The 24,356-nt window shown below is 59.6% G+C and carries 16 protein-coding genes and 2 tRNA genes; 2 read left to right on the top strand and 16 right to left on the bottom strand.

What is annotated here, in order from left to right; genetic code table 11:
- Window positions 1-32: 32 nt before the first annotated feature.
- The 11 genes from KGD89_RS02815 to rnr form a co-directional block, all read right to left on the bottom strand.
- The gene (locus KGD89_RS02815; protein WP_025258311.1) at window positions 33-953 is read right to left on the bottom strand and encodes a transglutaminase family protein; all 921 of its coding nucleotides are present in this window, start codon (window positions 951-953) and stop codon (window positions 33-35) included.
- Entirely contained in the window at window positions 953-3,451 is a 2,499-nt protein-coding gene (locus KGD89_RS02810) for a circularly permuted type 2 ATP-grasp protein (protein ID WP_025258310.1), read from the bottom strand. Before KGD89_RS02810 ends, KGD89_RS02815 begins: the two co-directional genes overlap by 1 nt.
- Window positions 3,452-3,552: 101 nt before the next feature.
- A complete protein-coding gene (locus KGD89_RS02805; protein WP_025258309.1) occupies window positions 3,553-6,825 on the bottom strand; it encodes a transglutaminase family protein in 3,273 nt (1,090 codons plus the stop codon).
- A gap of 216 nt (window positions 6,826-7,041) precedes the next feature.
- On the bottom strand, window positions 7,042-9,351 hold the full coding sequence (locus KGD89_RS02800) for a YgiQ family radical SAM protein (RefSeq protein WP_025258308.1): 2,310 nt from the start codon (window positions 9,349-9,351) through the stop codon (window positions 7,042-7,044).
- Window positions 9,352-9,501: 150 nt separating this feature from the next.
- On the bottom strand, window positions 9,502-10,896 hold the full coding sequence (gene dnaB / locus KGD89_RS02795) for a replicative DNA helicase (protein WP_025258307.1): 1,395 nt from the start codon (window positions 10,894-10,896) through the stop codon (window positions 9,502-9,504).
- A 124-nt stretch (window positions 10,897-11,020) separates the two neighbouring features.
- Window positions 11,021-11,467, bottom strand: a complete 447-nt coding sequence (gene rplI / locus KGD89_RS02790) for a 50S ribosomal protein L9 (RefSeq protein WP_025258306.1) — start codon at window positions 11,465-11,467, stop codon at window positions 11,021-11,023.
- Window positions 11,468-11,487: 20 nt separating this feature from the next.
- Window positions 11,488-12,384: a YybS family protein gene (locus KGD89_RS02785; RefSeq protein WP_025258305.1), complete on the bottom strand. Its 897-nt coding sequence runs from the start codon at window positions 12,382-12,384 to the stop codon at window positions 11,488-11,490.
- 39 nt (window positions 12,385-12,423) lie between these two features.
- Window positions 12,424-12,654 (bottom strand): 30S ribosomal protein S18, encoded by a 231-nt coding sequence (gene rpsR / locus KGD89_RS02780; protein ID WP_002551829.1) that lies wholly within the window; start codon window positions 12,652-12,654, stop codon window positions 12,424-12,426.
- Between the two features lie 28 nt (window positions 12,655-12,682).
- Window positions 12,683-13,108 (bottom strand): 30S ribosomal protein S6, encoded by a 426-nt coding sequence (rpsF, locus tag KGD89_RS02775; protein ID WP_002551828.1) that lies wholly within the window; start codon window positions 13,106-13,108, stop codon window positions 12,683-12,685.
- Window positions 13,109-13,343: 235 nt separating this feature from the next.
- Window positions 13,344-14,105 (bottom strand): 23S rRNA (guanosine(2251)-2'-O)-methyltransferase RlmB, encoded by a 762-nt coding sequence (gene rlmB, locus KGD89_RS02770; protein ID WP_025258304.1) that lies wholly within the window; start codon window positions 14,103-14,105, stop codon window positions 13,344-13,346.
- Window positions 14,102-16,717 carry a ribonuclease R gene (gene rnr / locus KGD89_RS02765; protein ID WP_025258303.1) on the bottom strand — a complete coding sequence of 872 codons (2,616 nt, stop codon included), beginning with the start codon at window positions 16,715-16,717 and terminating at the stop codon, window positions 14,102-14,104. Before rnr ends, rlmB begins: the two co-directional genes overlap by 4 nt.
- A gap of 225 nt (window positions 16,718-16,942) precedes the next feature.
- Here rnr and KGD89_RS02760 point away from each other — a divergent pair.
- Window positions 16,943-17,029 (top strand) — tRNA-Leu (locus KGD89_RS02760).
- Between the two features lie 165 nt (window positions 17,030-17,194).
- A tRNA-Leu gene (locus KGD89_RS02755) sits at window positions 17,195-17,281 on the top strand.
- A 117-nt stretch (window positions 17,282-17,398) separates the two neighbouring features.
- Here the strand turns inward: KGD89_RS02755 and KGD89_RS02750 are convergent.
- The 5 genes from KGD89_RS02750 to hflK form a co-directional block, all read right to left on the bottom strand.
- Window positions 17,399-19,333, bottom strand: a complete 1,935-nt coding sequence (locus KGD89_RS02750; protein WP_025258302.1) for a methyl-accepting chemotaxis protein — start codon at window positions 19,331-19,333, stop codon at window positions 17,399-17,401.
- Window positions 19,334-19,495: 162 nt separating this feature from the next.
- Window positions 19,496-20,788 (bottom strand): adenylosuccinate synthase, encoded by a 1,293-nt coding sequence (locus KGD89_RS02745; protein WP_025258301.1) that lies wholly within the window; start codon window positions 20,786-20,788, stop codon window positions 19,496-19,498.
- Between the two features lie 54 nt (window positions 20,789-20,842).
- On the bottom strand, window positions 20,843-22,030 hold the full coding sequence (locus KGD89_RS02740; RefSeq protein WP_025258300.1) for an ATP phosphoribosyltransferase regulatory subunit: 1,188 nt from the start codon (window positions 22,028-22,030) through the stop codon (window positions 20,843-20,845).
- A gap of 271 nt (window positions 22,031-22,301) precedes the next feature.
- A complete protein-coding gene (hflC, locus tag KGD89_RS02735) occupies window positions 22,302-23,171 on the bottom strand; it encodes a protease modulator HflC (protein ID WP_025258299.1) in 870 nt (289 codons plus the stop codon).
- Window positions 23,171-24,349 (bottom strand): FtsH protease activity modulator HflK, encoded by a 1,179-nt coding sequence (gene hflK / locus KGD89_RS02730; RefSeq protein ID WP_025258298.1) that lies wholly within the window; start codon window positions 24,347-24,349, stop codon window positions 23,171-23,173. Before hflK ends, hflC begins: the two co-directional genes overlap by 1 nt.
- Window positions 24,350-24,356 lie beyond the last annotated feature (7 nt).

Here is a 24,356-nt window from a genome sequence, read left to right as displayed (position 1 = left end):
GAGTGCGCCGCTTAAGGAACGATTCAAAGGCCTCAGGAATTAATGGCGATACCTGAATACACTTCACCGATGGGCATCACCGTCACCCGCACTTCGGGATCATGGCTGCCGCCGCCCAGAATCACGCCGCGCAAAGGGGAGACATCGGAGAAATCCCGCCCCCAGGCCAGGCTGATGTGCTCCAGCGCCGGTTGAATGTTGTTGGTCGGGTCGAAATCGACCCAGCCCGACGCCGGGCAAAACACTGAAACCCAGGCGTGGGAAGCGTCAGCCCCGATAAGCCGTGGCTGGCCGGGTGGTGGCTGGGTCAGCAGGTAACCGCTGACATAACGTGCCGCCAGCCCACGAGAGCGCAGGCACGCCAGCATCAGATGGGCAAAGTCCTGACAGACACCGCGACGCCGCTCCAGTACTTCCACAAGCGGTGTCGCTACTTGAGTGGCTTCGCCGTCAAAAGTGAATTCCTCGAAGATCTTTTCCATCAAGGCTTGCACGCACAGCAGCAAAGGCCGCCCCGGCGGGAAGCAATCCTGAGAGAACTCGGCGAACGAGCGCTTGAGGTGCACATAGGGCGACTCGAAACGATACCGACAGGCTTCCAGAAGATCGGCGCTCATCTTTTGTGCGCTATAGGTCAAGGCGCTGCGCGTCACTTCCCACTCGGGCGATAGGTTGAAGTCCAGTTCAGGCCGCTTCAGCACTTCCACCCGCAAACGGGCATTGACCTGCAGTTCGTCATGGGGACGCTCGAAAGCCAGACGAGTCAGCGGATTGCCGAATACATCCAGCTCGTCCCGGCGCGTGGTGGGCGTCGGCAGGATTTCCAGATGCTGCTCGCTGCAACGCTGCCACGGACTGCTGCGCGGCCACAGGTGCGCCAGTTGCTGCGCCAGGGAAACCGGGCTGTCGTACTTGTAATGGGTGTCGTGGAGGATCTGGTAATGGGCACTCATCAAACGGATACCGTACGTTGGCTGACATCATCGACATGGGCGAAGTGGCGCAGAGCCAGGCGGTCGGAAACCTGCCCGCTGGTATCGCCAATGTTTTGCAGCAGATCAGCCAGCCCTTCCAGCACAGCCTTGAGGCTGCTTTCACCAAACAATGGATTTTCCAGGCTGCCAAGATCGAAGCTGGACAGACGCTGAATCAGGACCGCGAGGCTTCTGTCGCACGGCGCACCGAAATCGTCATTCAAGCGCCGTAACGAACGCTCCACCTGTTTCAGCTGGAACAGCACGGCATGGGGGTTCTGCTCGTCCAGCAGCAACAGGTCCAGCACCGGAATCAGATGCGGCACGGCCATGTAACGTGAACGGTAGGTAATGCTGCTGTTGCCCAGCTCCAGCAACCAGTCCAGCCCCGAGTGATCGGACACCGCCGCAGCCCTCAGGAAAGCGGCCAGGCTGGAGCTGAGAAACTTCAGACGTTCGATACGCCGCCCGATCATCAAAAAGCTCCAGCCTTCGTCACGGGTCATGTCGTCCAGGGCAAACCCGGACAAAGCGGCCAGAGACATCACCAGCCGGTTGAGGAAGTCCAGCAGTTCGCCGAAATCCGGCTCCTTGGTTTCCAGACTTGCGGCTTCGCGCTGCAACTCCACCAGCGCCTGCCAGTTCTCCCGGGAAAGCTTGCCCCGCACCTGGGACGCAGCCCACTGCAAACGCTGCAGATTGGAGCGCAGGCTGAACACCCACTCATCCCCCAGCAACGCCGTAAGCAGACGATCGGGCAACTCTTCGCCCTCCTCGGCTTCGGGCAACAGGTTCAGGCTTTCGGCCAGCTCCACGGAAGCCTGCAAGGCCAGAGGATCATCGCCATCGATATAGCGCGCCAGCATGATCCGCAATAACCGGGCGCTGTCATCGCAGCGCTCGCAATAACGTCCGAACCAGTACAGGTTTTCCACCACCCGCGACGGCAGGTAAGGGTCGCGACGAATCAGGTCGTAAACACCCAGCGGGCGCTGCCCTTTCCATGGTTCGCCCAGATGCGAGTAGTGCTCGCCCAACACCCAGGTGTCCTTGCTGGCACCGCCGCGCTGCATGGAAATCACATCCGCATCGGCTTCGGCAGCCACACGGGTCAGACCACCCGGCAGCACGCGATAACCCTCCATGCCCGCCACCGCATACACCCGCATGCCAATGGCGCGAGGTTGCAGCCCCTTGCCGTCAGGCTGCAGGACTGGCGCATGGGACAGTTGCGCCAGCTCTTGCGCGACATAAGCGTAAGGACGGGCCTGCATGCGAGTCGCCAGTGCCTTGCGTTGTTCTTCGTTCAAGTCGCGCCCGAAGACCGGTGCGAATCGCTGCGACGGAAACGCCGGCTTGATCAGCAATTCGGGCAGCTTCTCCAGCGCCTGAGCCAACACCGGAGGCTCACCGCACCACCAGGTCGCAACCGAGGGCAGGATCAGGTCTTCGCCAAACAGGTACTGGCTGATTTTCGGCAGGAAACCCAGCAACCCCGGCGATTCCAGAACACCGCTGCCCAAAGCGTTGGCCACCAGCACATTACCCTGACGCACGGCTTCCAGCAGACCGGGCACGCCCAGCGCAGAGTCGGTGCGCAACTCCAGCGGATCGCAGAAGTCATCGTCCAGACGCCGCATGATCGCGTGAACCCGGCGCAGACCGCTGAGAGTCTTCAGATAGACCGTGGCATCGCGCACGGTCAGGTCGCCACCTTCCACCAGTGGATAACCCAACTGGCGAGCCAGATACAAATGCTCGAAGTAGCTTTCATTGAAACGGCCTGGCGTCAGCAGTACCACCAGCGGCGCTTCGCTGCTGGTGGGCGCCTGACGGGCCAGAGTCTGTTGCAGGGCACCAAAAAAGCCCGACAAGTGCCTGACCTGCAGATCACGGTAGGCTTCCGGCAGCGCACGCGCGACGATCTGCCGGTTCTCCAGCGCATAACCGGCACCCGAAGGCGCCTGCGTGCGGTCAGCAGTGACCCACCAACGTCCGTCCGGCGTACGCGCCAGATCAACGGCGTACATGTGCAGGAACGTCCCTTCAGGCGGTTTGACACCCTGGCAAGGCCACAGAAAATTGTTATGCCCGAATACCAGCTCGGCAGGCAGCAAGCCATTGGCGATGAGGTCTTGCGGACCATACAGATCAGCCAGCACGGCATTGAGCAGGCGGGCACGCTGGGCGATGCCTGCCGCAAGATGCTGCCACTCCTCGGCCGGGATGACATGCGGCAGCAGATCCAGCTCCCACGGGCGATCGGCGCCCTTGGGGTCGGCGTAGACGTTGTAGGTCACGCCGTTTTCCTGGATCTGCCGGGTCAACAGCGCCTGGCGCTGGGTCAACTGGATGGAAGTACTGCGCTGCATATGCTCGTACAGGCGCTGCCAGTGCGGCCGTACAGCGCCGCTGGCATCGAGCATCTCGTGATAGGTCCCCTCGGAAAGCGGGTAACGGTCAAGCAGATCAGGCATGGAAGGCTCGGCAAACAGCATAAGGGCTTCAGGTTAGCGCAGTCAGATGTCACACCGATGTGGACACGTCCGTGTGCATCCAACTGACTGAGCCATTTTTATTAATGCAGGCGCATATCCAGCGTCATCGGCAGTTCATCGCTAATGTTGAGCGACGGAATCTCCAGTTTGCCTGCGGTATGCCCCACACGGAAAAACCGTGAGAGGCGCCGGCTTTCCGCTTCGTTGGCGTTGACCGGCAAGGTTTCATAGTTGCGGCCGCCCGGATGGGCGACATGATACTCGCAGCCGCCCAGCGAGCGCTGCATCCAGGTATCCAGCAAATCGAAGACCAGCGGTGCATGAACGCCGATGGTCGGTTGCAGGCAATTGGCAGGCTGCCAGGCCCGATAGCGCACAGCCGCGACGAACTCGCCCACTCGCCCGGTGGGCTGCAAAGGCACCGCAATACCGTTGCAGGTCAACATATAGCGCTGCGGCGGCAAACCATTGATCCGCACCTGCAAGCGCTCAAGAGACGAGTCCACATAACGCACCGCGCCGCCGCCCGAGCCTTCCTCGCCCAGTACATGCCAGGGCTCCAGCGCCTGCCGCAGCTCCAGCTCGATGCCGTTGACCGCGTAGTCGCCCACTTTCGGGAAGCGGAACTCCAGATGCGCGGCGAACCATTCGGCCCGCAGTGGATAACCGACGTCATTGAGTTCGGCAATCACATCAGCGAAATCCTGCTCGATGAAATACGGCAGCATGAAACGGTCATGCAGCTCCGTCCCCCAGCGCGCCAGCTTGGCCGGTGCGTAAGGCTCGCGCCAGAAACGGGCGACCAGCGCCCGCAACAGCAATTGCTGGGCAAGGCTCATGCGCGCATGGGGCGGCATTTCAAAGGCGCGCAGCTCCAGCAGCCCCAGGCGCCCGGTCGCACCATCCGGCGAATACAGCTTGTCGATACAGAACTCGGCGCGATGGGTATTACCGGTGACATCAATCAGCAGATTGCGCAGCAGCCGGTCGATCAGCCAGGGCGCAACTTCCTCGCCCGGCTTGGGCATTTGCGCAAAGGCGACTTCCATTTCATAGAGCGAATCGTTGCGCGCCTCGTCAATCCGCGGTGCCTGAGACGTCGGACCGACGAACAGGCCGGAAAACAGATACGACAAGGACGGATGGTTGTGCCAGTAGCTGATCAGGCTGCGCAGCAGATCGGGGCGGCGCAGAAATGGCGAGTCCGCAGGGGTCGCACCACCAAGCACGAAGTGGTTGCCACCGCCTGTACCGGTATGGCGGCCATCGATCATGAATTTTTCAGTGGTCAGGCGCGTGAGGCGTGCCTGCTCATAAAGAAACTCGGTGCGCTCCACCAGTTGGTCCCAGGTGGAGGAGGGTTGCACGTTGACCTCGATCACACCCGGATCCGGCGTAATCCGGAAATTGCTCAGGCGCGGATCGCTCGGCGGCTCGTAGCCTTCCAGCAGCACCGGGCACTGCAATTCTTCGGCGGTGGCTTCGATCACCGCCACCAGTTCAAGGTATTCCTCAAGCTTTTGCAGCGGCGGCATGAACAGGTACAAACGCCCGCCACGCGCTTCTGCGCACAAGGCCGTGCGGGTCAGCCAGTCGGCGGACTGGTCGATGACCGGCTGAGGCTGATCGGTATCGAGCAGCGTTTCTGAATGTAATTCGTCACGTTCAGGCAGCTCGGGGAAATCCTGGTTGTGGTCGGTCGGATGAATGAACGGATACTCCGCCGCCTTGACCCACGGCTGCGAAGCCAGAGGCAAGCGATAGCCGAGGGCGGAATCACCCGGCACCAGACGGCAATGGGTATCGCGCAAATACCAGCGCCCGCTCTGCCAGCGGTCACCCGCAGCGGTGCGCGCCAATGGCAGCACCTGGCCAATCACCTTGTCCAACCCTTGCTCGAACACCTTGCGCAAGCGTGCCCGCTCCAGCTCGTCGCTCAGCCGGGAATCCTCGGCAGTGACGTTCACAGGCAACGCGCCTTCGCGCCACAGGTAATAGAGATTGTCTTCGTAAGCCGGGAAGACGAAGCGGGCCGGCAGTTTCAAGCGCTCGGCAACACTGCTCAGAAAACGTCCAGCCAGCTCACCGGTCGCGCCGTAGTCACGGGTTTCATCGGCAATCAGCGCATCGTTGTTCCAGACCGGCTTGCCGTCCTTGCGCCAGAAGCTGTTGAGCGACCAGCGCGGCAGTTGCTCACCGGGATACCACTTGCCCTGGCCAAAATGCACGATGCCCTTGGGGGAATAATGCCCGCGCATCCGCTGAAACAGCTCGGCCGACAGCGCCCGCTTGTTCGGCCCGAGGGCGGCAGTGTTCCACTCGCTGCCATCACGGTCATCGATAGAGACGAACGTCGGCTCGCCGCCCATGGTCAGGCGCACGTCATCGCGAACCAGATCAGCGTCGATCTGGTGCCCGAGGGCCTGAATCTCCTGCCACTGCTCTTCGGTGTAAGGTTTGGTGACGCGAGGCGCTTCCCAGATCCGTTCCACCGACATTTCATGGCTGAACTCGGTTTCGCAAGGCTCGACCAGACCACTGATGGGTGCAGCCGAAGAAGGCTCCGGGCTACAGGCCAGAGGAATATGGCCTTCCCCGGCAAACAGGCCGGACGTCGCATCCAGCCCGATCCAACCGGCGCCCGGCAGATAGACCTCGCACCAGGCGTGCAGGTCAGTGAAATCCACGTCAGTGCCGGACGGCCCGTCCAGCGCCTCGACATCGGCCTTGAGCTGAATCAGATATCCCGACACGAAACGCGCTGCCAGCCCCAGATGACGCAACAATTGCACCAGCAACCAGGCGGAATCGCGGCACGAACCTGAAGCGTTCTCCAGAGTGAATTCCGGGGTCTGCACACCCGGTTCCATGCGGATCAGGTAATCGATGTCCTGACTCAGGCGCTGGTTGAGCCCCACCAGAAAGTCGATGGCGGGCACCGGCTCACGACTGATGCTTTCGAGATAAGCGGTAAAACGCGGCGTGAGCGGCAGTTTTTCCAGATATGGCGCCAGCTCGCGCTGTTCCTCACCGGCATAAGAAAACGGAATATTTTCCGCGTAGGGCTCAAGAAAAAAGTCGAAGGGGTTGAACACTGCCATCTCGGCAACCAGATCGACCTCGACCCGCAGCTCTTGGGTTTTCTCAGGGAATACCAGACGCGCCAGGTAATTGCCCTGGGGATCCTGCTGCCAATTGATGAAGTGGGTTTCAGGCAAGACTTTCAGCGAGTACGACAACACGCGGGTTCGGCTATGAGCGGCCGGGCGCAGGCGAACAATCTGGGGACCCAGTTCAACCGCGCGTTCGTAGCGGTAATGCGTGACATGGTGCAAGGCAATATGAATCGACACGGCGTGCCTCCTGCGGCCTGGACGGTCATTGAACCGCGCAAGACTTATGCCATGCGGAACAAAGCCTGCGCCAGCGATATTGAAGTGACTGGATCAGCTAAGCACAGCACCAGGATCGCGCCAATTCAGATTAGCGGTGCAAGGGTCGCACAGAAATGGGGCAGCAGGAGCGAATTCATTCACGAATGAGTTCGCTCCTACGGGGAGGAGGAGCCGTTAGCGCGGGACCACTGGCTTACGGGCTGGCTTCTTGCCCTTTCCGCCCTTGGCGGCTTCCATCCGCTCTTTGGCAGCCTGCTTGTTGCGAGCCAGCGCAGCGGCCTTGGCTTCTTCGCGCTTGTCCCAAGGCTTGCTGCCGTCGCTGCCACGGGGCGGCAGGCCGGTATGCTGGGTCTGGATCAGAGTGGTCTTGCCACCCTTGCCCACCTTGTGACTGCCAGCCGGTGTCGAGTTCTTGCGACGGGCGCTCTGATAGCTGTCGGTCGCCGGCTGATGCAGCGGGATCAACTGATGCTTGCCAGGACCGATCAGGTCGGCACGGCCCATGCGCTCCAGCGCTTCGCGAAGCATCGGCCAGCCTTTGGGGTCGTGATAGCGCAGGAACGCCTTGTGCAGACGACGCTGAGCCTCGCTCTTGACGATGGTGACGCCATCGCTCTTGTACGTGACCTTGCGCAGCGGGTTCTTGCCCGAGTGATACATGGCGGTCGCCGAAGCCATTGGCGACGGATAGAACGCCTGCACCTGATCGGCACGGAAACCATTGCCCTTGAGCCACAGCGCCAGATTCATCATGTCTTCATCGGTGGTGCCCGGGTGGGCGGCGATGAAGTAAGGGATCAGGTACTGCTCCTTGCCTGCCTCTTTCGAATACTTCTCGAACATGCGCTTGAATTTTTCATAGCTGCCGATGCCCGGTTTCATCATCTGATTGAGCGGACCTTCCTCGGTGTGTTCCGGGGCGATCTTCAGGTAACCGCCCACGTGGTGGGTCACCAGCTCTTTGACGTACTCCGGCGACTCGACCGCAAGGTCGTAACGCAGGCCGGAAGCGATGAGGATCTTCTTCACGCCCGGCAGGGCGCGGGCACTGCGATACAGCTGGATCAGCGCCGAGTGGTCTGTGTTCAGGTTCGGGCAGATGCCAGGGAAAACACAGGACGGCTTGCGGCACGCCGACTCGATTTCCGGGCTTTTGCAGGCGATGCGATACATGTTCGCGGTCGGACCGCCCATATCGGAAATAACGCCGGTAAAACCGGGAACCTTGTCGCGAATCTCTTCGATTTCACGAATGATCGAATCTTCGGAACGGTTCTGGATGATCCGCCCTTCGTGCTCGGTGATCGAACAGAAGGTACAGCCACCAAAACAGCCACGCATGATGTTGACCGAAAAACGGATCATGTCGTAGGCCGGAATCTTCTCCTTGCCGTACGCCGGGTGCGGAACGCGCGCATAGGGCATGCCGAACACGTAGTCCATTTCTTCGGTAGTCATCGGAATGGGCGGCGGGTTGAACCAGACGTCCACATCGCCATGCTTCTGTACCAGCGCACGGGCGTTGCCCGGGTTGGTTTCCAGGTGCAGCACACGGTTGGCGTGGGCATAGAGTACGGCGTCGTTGCGGACTTTCTCGACCGAAGGCAGGCGGATGACCGTCTTGTCGCGGGTCATGCGCGGGCTGGCCAGGATCTGCACGACCTTGGCTTCGTTCGGATCTTCAACCGGGCCTTTTTCCTGCTCGATGGCGCAGGCCTGGGTATCTTGAGTGTTCACGTACGGGTTGATGATCTTGTCGATCTTGCCCGGACGGTCGATGCGCGTCGAATCGACTTCGTACCAGCCAGCCGGCGTATCGCGACGGATGAACGCCGTGCCGCGCACATCGGTGATCTCTTCAATCTTATGGCCGTAGGACAGACGCTGGGCGACTTCGACAATCGCACGCTCGGCGTTGCCGTAGAGCAGGATGTCGGCGCTGGCGTCGATCAGGATCGAGTTGCGAACCTTGTCCTGCCAGTAATCGTAATGCGCGATGCGGCGCAGCGAGGCTTCGATACCACCCAGCACGATCGGGACATGCTTGTAGGCTTCCTTGCAGCGCTGGCTGTAGACCAGGCTCGCACGATCAGGACGCTTGCCGGCCAGACCGCCCGGTGTATAGGCGTCGTCGGAACGGATCTTCTTGTCCGCGGTATAGCGGTTGATCATCGAGTCCATGTTGCCAGCAGCGACACCGAAGAACAGGTTCGGCTCGCCGAGCTTCATGAAGTCGTCTTTGGACTGCCAGTCAGGCTGGGCAATGATCCCGACGCGGAAACCCTGGGATTCCAGCAGGCGACCAATGATCGCCATGCCGAAAGACGGGTGATCCACATAGGCATCGCCGGTGACGATGATGATATCGCAGGAATCCCAGCCAAGCTGATCCATTTCTTCCCGGCTCATCGGCAGGAAAGGCGCCGGTCCGAAACATTCGGCCCAGTACTTGGGATAGTCAAATAACGGCTTGGCTGCTTGCATGTCAGGACCTACGTTTGCACGTTGGAAAAATCGCGGGCGCGGAATATAGCACAAAAAATGATCAAATCCGACGATAGTGGTCGGATTAGTTATCGATGAAGCCCTGTCTGCAGGAGCGAATTCATTCGCGAATGAATTCGCTCCTGCGCATCACTCGTCATCGAAGTTGTAACTGCCCGGCGCGAGATTCTCGAAGCGGGTGTACTTGCCGATGAACGCCAGACGGGACGTACCGATCGGGCCGTTACGCTGCTTGCCGATGATGATCTCGGCAATGCCCTTGTGCTCGGTTTCCGGGTGATACACCTCGTCGCGATACACGAACATGATGACGTCGGCATCCTGCTCGATCGCTCCGGATTCCCGCAAGTCGGAGTTGATCGGGCGCTTGTTGGGGCGCTGCTCCAGGGAGCGGTTGAGCTGCGAGAGGGCAATGACCGGGCAGTTGAATTCCTTGGCCAGGGCTTTCAACGAGCGGGAAATCTCGGAAATCTCGTTGGTCCGGTTGTCACCGGCAGAACCCGGAATCTGCATCAACTGCAGGTAGTCGATCATGATCATGGCGATGTCGCCGTGCTCGCGGGCAACACGACGGGTACGGGCACGCATCTCGGACGGACTGATACCGGCCGTATCGTCGATGAACAGCTTGCGGTCATTGAGCAGATTGACCGCCGAGGTCAGACGCGGCCAGTCATCATCTTCCAGCTGGCCGGCACGAACCTTGGTCTGGTCGATACGCCCCAGCGAGGAAAGCATACGCATGATCAGCGATTCGCCTGGCATCTCCAGCGAGTAGACCAGTACGACCTTGTCGCTGCGCAATACCGCGTTTTCCACCAGGTTCATGGCGAACGTGGTCTTACCCATGGACGGACGACCGGCAACGATGATCAGGTCGGCCGGTTGCAGGCCGCTGGTCTTGTCGTCCAGGTCGGTATAGCCCGTGGACAGGCCGGTAATCGCGTTATCACTGTTGAACAGCGTGTCGATACGGTCGATGGCCTTGGTCAGCAGGTCATTGACGCCCACCGGGCCGCCAGTCTTGGGCCGCGCCTCGGCGATCTGGAAGATCTGCCGCTCGGCCTCGTCGAGAATTTCTTCGGCGGTACGGCCTTCGGGGTTGAAAGCGCTGTCTGCAATCTCGTTGCTGATGCCGATCAACTGGCGCAGGGTCGCCCGCTGACGAACGATCTGGGCATAGGCCTTGATGTTGGCGACAGACGGCGTGTTTTTCGCCAGCTCACTGAGGTACGCCAGACCACCCACCTGAGACGTCTGACCTTCCTTGTCCAGTTGTTCGGACAGGGTCACAACGTCAATCGGGCTGTTCTGATCGGCTAGCCGGGCAATCGCGCGGAAGATCAGGCGGTGGTCATGCCGATAGAAATCGCCATCGGATACTTGATCAAGCACACGCTCCCAGGCGTTGTTGTCCAGCATCAAACCACCGAGCACAGCCTGTTCGGCCTCGATGGAATGCGGCGGCACCTTGAGGGCAGCAGTTTGCAGATCGTATTGCTCGGGGGCGGAAATATCGTTCATGGCCACTTGAATTCGAGGTTTACAGAATAGGGGCTAGCAGAAAGACAAAAGGCACGACCTGTAAACAGGATCGTGCCCGATGTTAATCCTCTAACGGCAAAGCCGCCAGACGATTGCGTACTGCTTAAGCTGCTACCACGACAACGCGAACGGTCGCTTCAACGTCGCTGTGCAGGTGCACGGCAACGTCGTATTCGCCGACGTTACGGATAGTGCCGTTCGGCAGACGAACTTCGCTTTTTGCAACTTCAACGCCAGAGGCGGTCAGTGCATCAGCGATGTCGTGAGTACCGATAGAACCGAACAGCTTGCCTTCGTCGCCAGCGGTGGCAGTGATGGTCACTTCCAGCTCAGCCAGTTGGGCAGCGCGAGTTTCGGCAGAAGCCTTTTTCTCTGCAGCCAGTTTTTCCAGCTCTGCACGACGCTCTTCAAACGCAGCCAGGTTGGCAGCGGTTGCAGCGGTTGCTTTGCCGTATGGCAGCAGGTAGTTACGACCGTAGCCGGCCTTAACGTTTACTTTGTCGCCCAGGTTGCCCAGGTTCGCGACTTTTTCCAGAAGGATCAGTTGCATGTGGAAAATCCTCTTAACTTTTAACCTTCACCGTTCGCAGGGCCTTCTCCGGAGTCTTTCGGCTTCCGGCGACCGCGAAAATCAATCAGGCTGTCGACAATGGCTATCACCACGAGCAACGGATAGATCAGCTGCATGAATACCAGCAGCGTTATGTACATCCCCACCAGCCAGAACTTGGCCAGTCGCTTTTCAGCCACCATCCCATGCATCAGGGCCAGCCCGGCGAACAACAACGGTACGCTGCACAGCGGTGTAAGCATCGCCATCTGCGGACCGAAGTTCGGCCCCAGCAGCATGCACACCAACAGCACCGATGTTGGTATCAGCGGGAGTCTCAGGGCGCGAAATTCGCGTCCGAAACCACCCGGGTTGTACAACAACGCTTGCCAGTAACGCCCCAGGATCAGGGTCAGCACTGTAACGATTTGCAGCAACGACGCTATCAGGCCATTGAGTACCGGTGTAATCAGTGCTCCAAGACGCGCTCGCTCTTCTACGTTCAATTGCTCGTAGAGCCCCGTGAGCATTGCCGGCAGGTGTTTCTGCAACTCCTGCGACATCGCTTCAATGGGTTCGCGGAAAACCGTGCCCAGAATCACTGCATACAACACACCCAACGCCACGCTGACCAGCAGCACGCGGACCCAGGACTCGCTGGCACGCAAAACCATTGCCAAACTCAGCGAACCGAACAGCACCATGGCTGTACGCGGCTCACCGAAATACCACCAGGCCAAAGCCGGCAGCAGAGCCCAGGCCAGGACACCAACGGAATCACTGAACCCGCGTCGCAGGAGCACAAGGCAACCTGCGGCAGCACTTAACCAGAACAACAGCGGCAATGCCGCACATCCAGCCACTAACAAAGTGGCCTGCATACGGCCGCGCATGATGAATTCAGCCAGGGCGCGCATGCTATCTATCCCTTGTTACGTTTTGTCGACTACCTGGTCTCAGCGGCCGTGGCTGTCGGTGTAGGCCAGCAAGGCCAGGAAGCGGGCGCGCTTGATAGCGGTGGCCAGCTGACGCTGATAACGTGCTTTGGTACCGGTGATACGGCTTGGAACGATTTTGCCGGTCTCGGATACGTAAGCTTTCAGAGTGTTGAGATCTTTGTAATCGATCTCTTTCACGTCTTCAGCGGTGAAGCGGCAGAATTTACGACGACGGAAGAAACGTGCCATGTAATAGGCTCCTCAAAAGGTCCGTGGATTACTCGTCAGCGTTATCGCTAACGTCGCTGTTGTCACCGTCATCGCCATCGGCGCTGTCGGAGTGCTCAGGACGGTCACGACGCTCACGGCGCTCACTGCGGTTCTCTTCAGCCTTGAGCATCTCGGACTGGCCAGTTACGGCTTCGTCGCGACGGATGACCAGGTTACGGATCACAGCATCGTTGTAACGGAAGTTGTCTTCCAGCTCGGCCAGGGCCTTGCCAGTGCACTCAACGTTCAGCATCACGTAGTGAGCCTTGTGAACATTGTTGATTGCATAGGCCAGTTGACGACGGCCCCAATCTTCCAGGCGGTGGATTTTGCCGCCGTCTTCTTCGATCAGCTTGGTGTAACGCTCAACCATGCCGCCGACTTGCTCGCTTTGATCCGGGTGGACCAAAAAGATAATTTCGTAATGACGCATGAATGCTCCTTACGGGTTGTAGCCTGCCGCCAAAGCGGTCAGACAAGGAGTGAATGACACTGTTAGTCTTGCTCAGGGACAGACACAAAAGCGCCTGCCGTGACAGCAAGGGGCGCAATTGTAGAGAAGGGGGGAAGAAGCTGCAAGGGAAAGAAGCAGCTTCAGCGGCAAGCTATAAGCTGCAAGCCGTACTCCGACCGCTTGCAGCTTGAACCTTACCGCTAGCCGCTAACGCCTACTTCCGCGCGGCGGCCGCTTTGACGCTGCGCTGACGCATCGCCTCAAACAGACAGACGCCGGTCGCGACCGAGACGTTCAGGCTGCTGACGCTACCGGCCATCGGCAGGCGTACCAGATAGTCGCAGTGCTCGCGGGTCAGGCGGCGCATGCCTTTGCCTTCGGCCCCCATGATCAGGATGGTCGGGCCGGTGAGGTCCTGCTGATACAACTCCTGCTCGGCCTCGCCAGCCGTGCCGACCACCCACAGACCGCGCTGCTGGAGTTTTTCCAGGCTGCGGGCCAGGTTGGTCACGGCCACCAGAGGAATGACTTCCGCCGCGCCACACGCCACTTTACGCACAGCTGGCGTCAGGGTAGCCGACTTGTCCTTGGGCACAATCACTGCCAGCGCGCCGGCCGCATCGGCGGTACGCAGGCATGCGCCGAGGTTATGCGGATCGGTAACGCCATCGAGCACCAGAATCAGCGGCGCACCTTCGGTACGATCCAGCAGCTCATCGAGCATCGCCTCGCCCCAGACCTGGCTCGGGCTGACATCGGCAACCACGCCTTGGTGCACGCCCTCGACCCAGGCGTCCATTTCGCGACGCTCAGCCTGACCGATAGTGACGCGGTTCTGACCAGCCAGCTCGACAAGCACCTGGACACGAGGATCGTTCCGGCCTTCAGCCAGCCAGATGTGCTTGACCCGCTTTGGGTGATGACGCAGCAACGCTTCTACAGCGTGCACGCCGTAGATTTTTTCCAACTGACTCATGACTTGGCCTTGGGTTTACGCGCCCCGCCACTTTTCGCAGCTGGAGCAGAGCCCGACTTGGACGGACCCTTACGATGTTTACTGGGTTTCGACGCAGCAGAACCAGACTTGTCGGATTTACCCGAGGAAGTCTTGCCGCTGGTCTTTGCCTGATCCAGAAGAGCCTTTTTCATTTCCCGGCTTTTGCGCACTTCGGCGTTTTTCGCCGCGGCATCGCTGGGGCGATAGGCTTCGGACACGGCTTCCTTGGCCGCAGAGCCACGACGCCCGGCAGGCTTGGCAGCCGGGCTGCTCTTCTCGGCAGCAGGTGCAGGCGCAGTTTCCTGGCCGCGACGCTTGCGACCGACCGGCGCGCTGGCCGCCTTCTCGGACACCTCGAAGTCGATCTTGCGCTCATCCAGATCGACACGCATGACGCGCACTTCGACCGTATCGCCCAGGCGGAAGCTGCGACCGCTGCGCTCACCCGCGAGACGGTGATGCACAGGATCGAAGTGGTAGTAATCGCCTGGCAAGGCAGTCACGTGAACCAGACCCTCGACGTAGATATCGGTCAGTTCGACGAACAGACCAAAGCCGGTCACGGCCGTGATCACGCCCGGGAACGACTCGCCTACGCGATCCTTCATGAACTCGCACTTGAGCCAGTTCACCACATCACGCGTAGCTTCGTCGGCACGGCGCTCGCTCATGGAGCACTGCTCGCCCAACTGTTCCAGAATGGCTTCGTCGTAAGGGTAGATACGCGCCTTCGGAATCGTTGCAGCACCGGCACGACGAACATGCGGCGTATCCTGCTTCGAACGGATCACGCTGCGGATGGCCCGGTGCGTGAGCAGGTCGGGATAACGACGAATCGGCGAAGTGAAGTGCGTATACGCCTCGTAATTCAGGCCGAAGTGACCGTTGTTGTCCGAGCTGTAGACCGCCTGACTCAACGAACGCAGCATCACGGTCTGGATCAGGTGGTAATCCGGACGATCGCGCACGGTTTCCAGCAACGCCTGATAATCCTTCGGTGTAGGACCTTCCTTGCCTTTATGCAGCGACAGACCCAGCTCGCCCAGGAAAGCGCGCAGCTTTTCCAGACGCTCCGGCGGCGGACCATCGTGAACACGATAGAGCGCAGGTATTTCATGCTTCTTCAGGAATTCGGCAGTGGCCACGTTCGCAGCCAGCATGCACTCTTCGATCAGTTTGTGAGCATCGTTGCGGGTCGTCGGGCGGATTTCGGCAATCTTGCGCTCGGAACCGAAAATGATCCGGGTTTCCTGAGTCTCGAAATCGATTGCGCCACGCACATGACGCGCGCCCAGCAGCACTTTATACATCGCATAAAGCTGCTTGAGGTGCGGCACTACTTCAGCGTATTCGCCGCGCAGCGCCTTGGCCTCGGAAGTCTTCGGCTGCTCCAGAATCGTGCTGACCTTGTTGTAGGTCAGGCGAGCATGGGAGTGAATGACGGCTTCGTAGAAGACGTAGTCGGTCATCTCGCCGGTCTTGGAGATGGTCATCTCACACACCATGGCCAGACGATCAACAAGCGGGTTCAGCGAGCACAGGCCGTTGGAGAGCTGCTCAGGCAGCATCGGCACCACACGCTCGGGAAAATACACCGAGTTGCCGCGCACCTGGGACTCGGCATCCAGCGCCGAGCCGATCTTCACGTAGCTCGATACGTCGGCAATCGCCACGTAGAGCTTCCAGCCACCGGAGAACAGACGCAGCTTGCCCGGTTTGGCTTCACAGTAGACCGCATCGTCGAAGTCGCGAGCGTCTTCACCGTCGATGGTCACGAAAGGCAAGTGACGCAGGTCGACGCGGTTTTCCTTATCCTTCTCTTCGACTTCCGGCTTGAGCTTCGCCGCTTCCTTGAGCACGGCCTCAGGCCATACATGGGGAATGTCGTAGGTGCGCAACGCGACATCGATCTCCATGCCGGGCGCCATGTAGTTGCCCACCACTTCGACCACATCACCCTGCGGCTGGAAGCGCGGCGTCGGCCAGTGGGTGATTTTCACCTCGACGAACTGACCGATCTTCGCACTGCTGTTGCGCCCGGGCGTCACCAGCACTTCCTGCTGGATCTTCGGGTTATCCGGGATGACGAAACCGATGCCGCTCTCTTCAAAGTAGCGACCGACGATGGTTTCGTGAGCACGGGAAACGACTTCGACAATGACACCTTCACGGCGGCCACGGCGGTCAAGGCCAGAAACGCGTGCCAAGGCACGGTCGCCGTCGAACACCAGACGCATTTGCGCCGGACTCATGAACAGGTCGTCGGAGCCATCGTCGGGAACCAGGAAACCGAAACCGTCACGGTGCCCGGTGATGCGGCCCAGGATCAGGTCCAGCTTGTCCACCGGCGCGTAGGTTCCGCGGCGGGTGTAGATCAACTGAGCGTCGCGCTCCATCGCCCGCAGACGACGACGCAAGGCCTCGAATTGATCCTCGGTGGACAGGCCGAACTCTTCGACCAGTTGCTCGCGACTTGCCGGCGAACCGCGCTCGGCAAGGTGCTGCAGAATCAGCTCACGGCTGGGAATAGGGTTTTCGTATTTTTCCGCTTCACGAGCGGCCTCGGGATCGAGGGACTGCCAATCGGCCATTAGAGAGTTTTCACCTTGTCTATATGTGGGTTAGTTTGGCATACACCTATTGAAACGGGAAATTTCAGACTCACCTACCCCTCTAAAAATCCTTCCAGAGGGCGCGAAAAACCGCACTGGACGCCGCCTGCGAAATTTTCCAAATATTTTTGGCAACAGGGGTTTACAGCTTAAAAGGCGCTCCGTATAGTGCGCGCCATCGACAGGCAAACACTTGTTGATACTGCCCAGATGGTGAAATTGGTAGACACGCCAGCTTCAGGTGCTGGTGACCGCAAGGTCGTGGAAGTTCGAGTCTTCTTCTGGGCACCAATTCAGAGCTGCAGATTACATCAATCTTCAGGCTCAAACAAAAACCCGCGAAAGCGGGTTTTTGCATTTCAGGGTTTTGATTATTAAAACCAAAACAGGGGTTTACAGATCGAAACTCCCTCCGTATAGTGCGCCCCATCAACGGCGTACAGCGCTGAAGATGCTGCCCAGATGGTGAAATTGGTAGACACGCCAGCTTCAGGTGCTGGTGACCGCAAGGTCGTGGAAGTTCGAGTCTTCTTCTGGGCACCAATTCAAACAAAACCGAGCCTCGCGCTCGGTTTTGTGTTTTTCAGGGTTTGGAATTTTGCAGGCTCGCGAATGAATTCACCCCCACAGACTGAGGGAGCGAATTCATTCGCGAAATGATCAGGCCCTGAACTGCCCCAGACTCGCCTTCAACTGCGCAGCCAGGCCATTGAGCACCTTGCCGCTGGCCGTAGTCTCGACGACAGCCTTGGCGGCCTGCTCGGCCTGAGCATGAATCACTTCCACACGACCGCGTACCGCCTGGGCACCTTCGGCCTGATGCTCTGCCGCCCTGGTCGCGAGACCGATTGCCGCATGCACCTGCTCGACCGATTCCTGGACTGTCTGTTGCAGCTTCGCGCTCTCTCGCAGAACCGCCAGCCCTTCCTTGGCCTGCCGCCCGGCAAGACCGATGGCAGCCACAGCTTCCTTGGCACCGCGCTGCAAGGCACCGATATGCTCCTGGATGTCTCCGGTTGAGCTTTGAGTCTTGCTGGCCAGTGCACGCACTTCATCGGCAACCACCGCAAAACCACGCCCGGTCTCGCCAGCGCGAGCCGCTTCGATGGCGGCATTCAGGGCCAGCAGGTTGGTCTGCTCGGCAATCCCGTGAATCACCTCAAGCACGACTTCGATCTGCTCGCTTTGCTGCGCCAGACGCTCGATGACTTTCGATCCGGTTTCCACCTGCCCGGCCAGCGCCTCGATCAACCCACCCACCTGATTCGAAGTGCGAGTGTTCTCGTCGGTCGCCTGCTTGATACCGACCACCTGCTGCAGAGCAGCCTGCATGGCATTGCTTTCCGACTGCGCCTCATCGGCCATCTGCTCAAGAGCCTTCAGGCTGGCCGCCACTTCGTCACGCTGCCGCTCAGCCGCCGCATCGGCGCCAGCGTTACGCTGGCTCATCACACCGATTTCAACACCGGTACGCTGAGCCACTTCGCCCGCCTCGCGCACGATCGGCTGCAACTTGTCGATGAAGCGGTTGACCGCCGCCGACATATCGCCAATCTCGTCATTGCTGTCGAGTTTGACACGCTTGGTCAGATCGCCCTCGCCTGCCGCCAGGTCATTGAGGGCCGCAATCAGCAGATGCAGCTTGCTGACCACTCGACGCCCCAGCACCACAGCCAGCAGCAGCAACACTCCCAGGCCAACCAGCGCCAGACCGAGACCGATCCTCCAGCGCAGGTCTTCGGCCGCGCCTTGAACGGCCAGGCTGGTATTGCTGGTCATCGCCGTCGCAGCGCTCTGGGCAGACTGCAAACGAGTGCGCAGCGCAGCCGAGCTATCTTTCGATGCGCTCACCAGACTTTCCGAAACCAGTTGCTCACCATTGGTGATCAGAGACGAGAAGCGCTTGTCCAGAGCCACCAGGTTTTCCTCGACCGTGGCCGTGGAAACCCCCATGCGCACCTTGCCGATCTCGACACCATTAGGGCTGATAGAGGCTTCGATGTAGTAAACCGACGGATCGTTTTTCGCGGCATTCAGGACCTTGTCCATGGCGCGCTCGCCTTCACCCTTGGCGAGCAGCGACTTGATCAAGGCATTGTCACGGTTCAGATAGCGGGTCAGGTGCTCACCGGCAGCATCGTCGTAGACGACGAACAGCACATTGGGATTGCGCTGCGCACGACGGGCGAATTCGGACAATGTGGGCGTATCGTTATCCCACATGGCTCGCGGCGCCACAGCCGCCAGTAACTCGGCCATATCGGTAGCCGAATCCTTGAGGCTCTTTTCCAGCGTAGCGCGCAATTGCACCTGCTCGTCCTTGAGACGTGTAGACAAGCCGGCACTCAAGCGTTGACGGGTGCTGGCAGAAAGCGCATCAAGACTTGATGTCACCTCGCTACTCGCCCGCTCCAACTCAGAAGACAAATGTTGCGAATCTACCCCCAACCGGCTGGCAAGATCCGCCTCCAGCGCCGTGACGGTGCTCCGGGTAAGAGCGACTGCAACAAGCACCTGCACCAGAATGGCAATACCAAGCGCGATGAAAACCGGACGCAGCAAGCGGCTGCGTAAAAGAGAGAGCACTGCTGACACGGGAGAATCCCTCCACCATGGGTGACATTAAAATAATGGCACCTTTTCTGACGCTTCTATGTAGCAAGCGCCGTGCCGTTCAGCAAGCACAATCCAGCACCCGACCGGAAACAAAAAAGGGCCGCAAGATGCGGCCCTTTTTAGATAGCTCAACGAGCCCGATCAGGCAAACGGATGACGCAAAACAATGGTTTCGTTGCGGTCAGGGCCGGTGGAGATGATATCGATAGGCGCGCCTACCAATTCTTCAACACGCTTGATGTAGGCACGCGCATTCTCAGGCAACTCTGCCAGAGTTTTGGCGCCCAGAGTGGATTCGCTCCAGCCTGGCATCTGCTCGTAGACCGGACGCAGACCGTTGTAGCTGTCGGCATCGGTAGGCGCGTCAATGACAGCACCCTCGTCATTCTCGTAACCAACACAGATATTGATGGTTTCCAGACCATCGAGAACGTCCAGCTTGGTCAGGCACAGACCCGAGATGCTGTTGATCTCGATAGCGCGACGCAGGATGACCGCATCGAACCAGCCGCAACGACGGGCACGGCCGGTGGTAGCACCGAACTCGTGACCACGCTTGGCCAGGAAAGCACCTACATCATCAAACAGCTCGGTAGGGAAAGGACCCGAACCGACGCGAGTGGTGTAGGCCTTGGTGATGCCCAGGATGTAATCCAGGTACATCGGACCGAAACCCGAACCGGTAGCAATGCCGCCAGCAGTGGTGTTGGAGCTGGTGACGTACGGATAGGTACCGTGATCGATATCCAGCAGCGAACCCTGGGCACCTTCAAACATGATGTCTTTGCCGTCGCGACGCATTTCATGCAGCGCAGCGGTGACATCGAGCATCATCGGCTTGAGCAGGTCAGCGTATTCCATGCACTCGTCGAGCGTCTTCTGGAAGTCGATGGCAGGCTCTTTGTAGTAATTGACCAGCACGAAGTTGTGGTAGTCGAGCAGTTCGCCCAGCTTGGCTGCGAAACGCTCACGATGGAACAGGTCGCCAATGCGCAGACCGCGACGCGCGACCTTGTCTTCGTAAGCCGGGCCGATACCGCGACCGGTCGTACCGATCTTCAGTTCGCCACGCGCCTTTTCACGCGCCTGATCCAGAGCAACGTGATACGACAGGATCAGCGGGCATGAAGGGCTGATGCGCAGACGCTCGCGCACCGGAATGCCTTTCTCTTCAAGCTTGACGATTTCGCGCAGCAGCGCGTCGGGTGCAACCACTACACCGTTACCGATCAGGCACTGCACGCCTTCGCGCAGCACACCGGACGGAATAAGGTGCAGGACGGTCTTCTCGCCATCGATCACCAGTGTGTGACCTGCGTTGTGGCCACCCTGATAGCGAACCACAGCGGTCGCATGTTCGGTCAGCAGATCAACGATCTTGCCTTTGCCCTCATCACCCCATTGGGTGCCCAGGACTACGACATTCTTACCCATAACACTTGTCCTCATTCACGCAAACTGGGTGCCGGCGGCGGCCGGCAGGAATACTCAAGAAGCCAGCGGCATTACCTGCCAACGCTCGCCATGCTGAATCAATTGCCGATCGCAATCGGCTTCACGCGCTGCACTCACCTGCTGCCCAGGCAAAGCCTGAACCACACGCTGCCCTTCGCTGCGCAACTGGCAAACCTGCTGCCAGAGTGCTGCATCCGTGCTGTCCGGCATCCATATACCACCCGATGGCAGCTCGATTTCTGCACGACCCAGTGTCACCAGAGTTTTCAGGTCCGTGGAGAAACCGGTTGCCGGACGGGCGCGACCGAAGTCGGCGCCGATATCATCATAACGACCGCCCTGGGCAATCGATTGACCTACGCCCGGCACGAACACCGCGAAGACCACACCGGTATGGTAGTGGTAGCCGCGCAGCTCACCGAGATCGAAATACAAAGGCAACTGCGGGAAGCGCGCAGACAGGCGCTCGGCGATGCTCAGCAGATCGTCCAGTGCAGCGAGCACGGGCGCAGGCGCATTCGCCAGACGGTCACGAGCAGCAGCCAGAACTTCACGGCCGCCGCACAGGTCGACCAGAGCCCGCAGCATCGTGGCCAGCTCTTGCGGCAGATCGGCCGTCAGGGCAATGACTTCATCGATGGCCTTGCGCTGCAGGGCATCGAACAACTGCTGCTCGACCTCGCCCGACAGACCGGCCGCACGGGCCAGCCCACGATAAATGCCCACATGCCCAAGATCCATGTGGACATCAGGTACGTCGGCCAGTTGCAGCATCGCCAGCATCAGGCTGATGACTTCGACATCGCTGCTCGGGCTCGCATCGCCATACAACTCGGCGCCCAGTTGAATCGGGCTGCGCGAGGATGACAAGGCACGCGGCTGGGCATGCAGGACGCTGCCCGCGTAGCAAAGACGGCTTGGCCCTTCACGTTTGAGGGTGTGCGCATCGATACGCGCCACCTGCGGCGTGATATCGGCACGAAAGCCCATTTGCCGTCCCGACTGCGGATCGATCACCTTGAAGGTGCGCAGATCCAGGTCCGAGCCGGCTCCGGTGAGCAGAGACTCCAGATATTCGATATGCGGGGTGACGACAAACTCATAGCCCCAGCTCTGGAACAGATCCAACACCTGACGACGCGCTACTTCGATACGCGCCGCTTCTGGTGGCAGTACTTCTTCGATGCCATCTGGTAGCAGCCAGCGGTCAACCGTTGCCATTACGCCATTCCCCTGTGATCCGGGTGGCCAGCCGTGAGGCAAGCCTTGAGTGAAGCAGAAAGTGGTCGCCCGTATGACGGGCACGACAAACGCCCGAGACAGGCCTTGCTGACCACTCTCCTCGAAAAATCTTGCCGCCCGCTAAGTCGGCTGCGGCCAATCAATCGTGCAGACGCAAAAAAGCCGGGAATTTCCCGGCTGCCGCATCATACACACGTTTTACCGTACGATCACCCCACCGGACGGTTTTGCCGCCCGGCGGGTTGATGAATTACGGCTTGGCTTTTTCCAGGAAGCGGAAGAACTCGCTGCCCGGATCAAGCACCATCACGTCACTCTTGCTCGTGAAGCTTTCGCGGTAGGCGCGCAGGCTACGGTAGAACGCGTAGAACTCCTGGTCCTGGCCGTAAGCCTTGGAGTAGATCGCAGCAGCCTGGGCATCACCGTCACCGCGTGCCTCTTCAGACTCGCGATAGGCTTCAGCCAGCAGCACACGGCGCTGACGATCGGCATCGGCACGAATACCTTCAGCCAGCTCGTTACCCTTGGCCCGGTGTTCACGCGCTTCGCGCTCACGCTCGGTGCTCATGCGCTCGAATACGCTGCGGTTGACTTCCTTGGGCAGGTCGATGGCCTTGACGCGGACATCAATCACTTCGATACCCAGCTCTTTCTCGGCCATGCGGTTCAGGGAGCCCGTGATGTCAGCCATCAGCGCGTCACGCTCACCCGACACGACTTCGTGCAGGGTGCGCTTGCCGAACTGGTCACGCAGGCCGGATTCCAGACGACGCGACAGGCGCTCGTCGGCAATCTGCTTGAGGCCGGAAGTCGCGGTGTAGAAACGCTCCGCATCCTTCACGCGCCATTTGGCGTAGGCATCGACCATGACCGCTTTCTTTTCCAGCGTCAGGAAACGCTGGGTAGGCGCGTCGAGCGTCAGCAGGCGGCCATCGAACTTGCGCACCTGGTTCATGTAAGGAATCTTCACATGAAGGCCCGGCGGCACATCAGCCTTGACCACACGACCGAATTGCAGCAGAACCGCACGCTCGGTCTGGGACACGATATAGAGGCTGTTCCAGGCAACGATTGCCAGCACCACGCCAACAATAAGGGTGATCAGCGATTTATTGCTCATCAGCGACTCTCCCTGGTACGTACATCGCGCTGCTGGGTATCGGGCGCTCGCGCACCAGTATCCGTTCCAGTTGCGGATGCACTGCCGGAACCCGAAGTGTTTCCGGTGCTACCGCCACGACTGCTTTCGATCATCTTGTCGAGCGGCAGATAAAGCAGATTGTTCTGACCCTTGTCGCCGGTCACGAGAACCTTGCTGGTGTTGCTGAAGACTTCCTGCATGGTGTCCAGATACAGACGCTGGCGGGTAACTTCAGGAGCCTTGCGGTATTCGGCAACCAGCTTGGTAAAGCGGTCAGCTTCACCCTTGGCGCGGGAAACCACTTCATCGCGATAACCGTTGGCATCTTCGATGATGCGCTGGGCCTGACCACGGGCTTCAGGAATCACGCCATTGGCGTAGCTCTCGGCCTGGTTGCGGGCACGCTGCTCGTCTTCACGGGCACGGATCACGTCATCGAAGGCTTCCTGCACTTCACGCGGTGCAGCGGCGCTCTGTACGTTCACCTGGGTGATGGTGATACCGGTGCGATAGGTATCGAGGAAGCGTTGCAGACGCTCCTTGATTTCGCTCGCCATCAACTCACGACCTTCGGTCAGTACCTGATCCATCGCCGTGGAACCCACGACATGGCGCAGCGCACTTTCGGTCGCGTGCTGCAGGCTGATTTCAGGCTGATCGACGTTCAGCACAAAGTCCTGCAGGTTGCTGATCTTGTACTGCACGGTCAGCGGCACTTCGACGATGTTCTCGTCTTCGGTCAGCATCTGGCCCTGCTTGCTGTAGGCACGTTCGCGAGTCACGTTTTCCATGTACTTGCGATCGAACGGCGGGAAATAGATATTCAGACCCGAACCTACGGTTTCGTAGTATTGGCCGAAACGCAGAACTACAGCCTGCTCCTGCTCGTCAACGACGTAAACGGCGTTGTAAAGCCAGAAAGCGAAAAGCACGACAAGGCCGATGCCCAGCAGGCCGAAGCCACCGCCACCACCCGAACCGCCGCCATTACCGTCACCGCTGCGTTTCTTACCGCCGCCGAACAACCCATTCAGGCTTTCCTGCAGCTTACGGAAGGCCTCGTCGAGATCAGGTGGTCCCTTGCGGTCGCCGCCACGGCGTTTTCCACCCCAGGGATCTTGATTATTCGAGTTGCCACCCGGCTCATTCCAAGCCATAGCGCTC

The organism is Pseudomonas cichorii (assembly GCF_018343775.1).
Taxonomy (GTDB): Bacteria; Pseudomonadota; Gammaproteobacteria; order Pseudomonadales; family Pseudomonadaceae; genus Aquipseudomonas; species Aquipseudomonas cichorii.
Note: the sequence above shows the minus strand (reverse complement) of the source record. Positions and strands in the feature narration are given on the sequence as shown.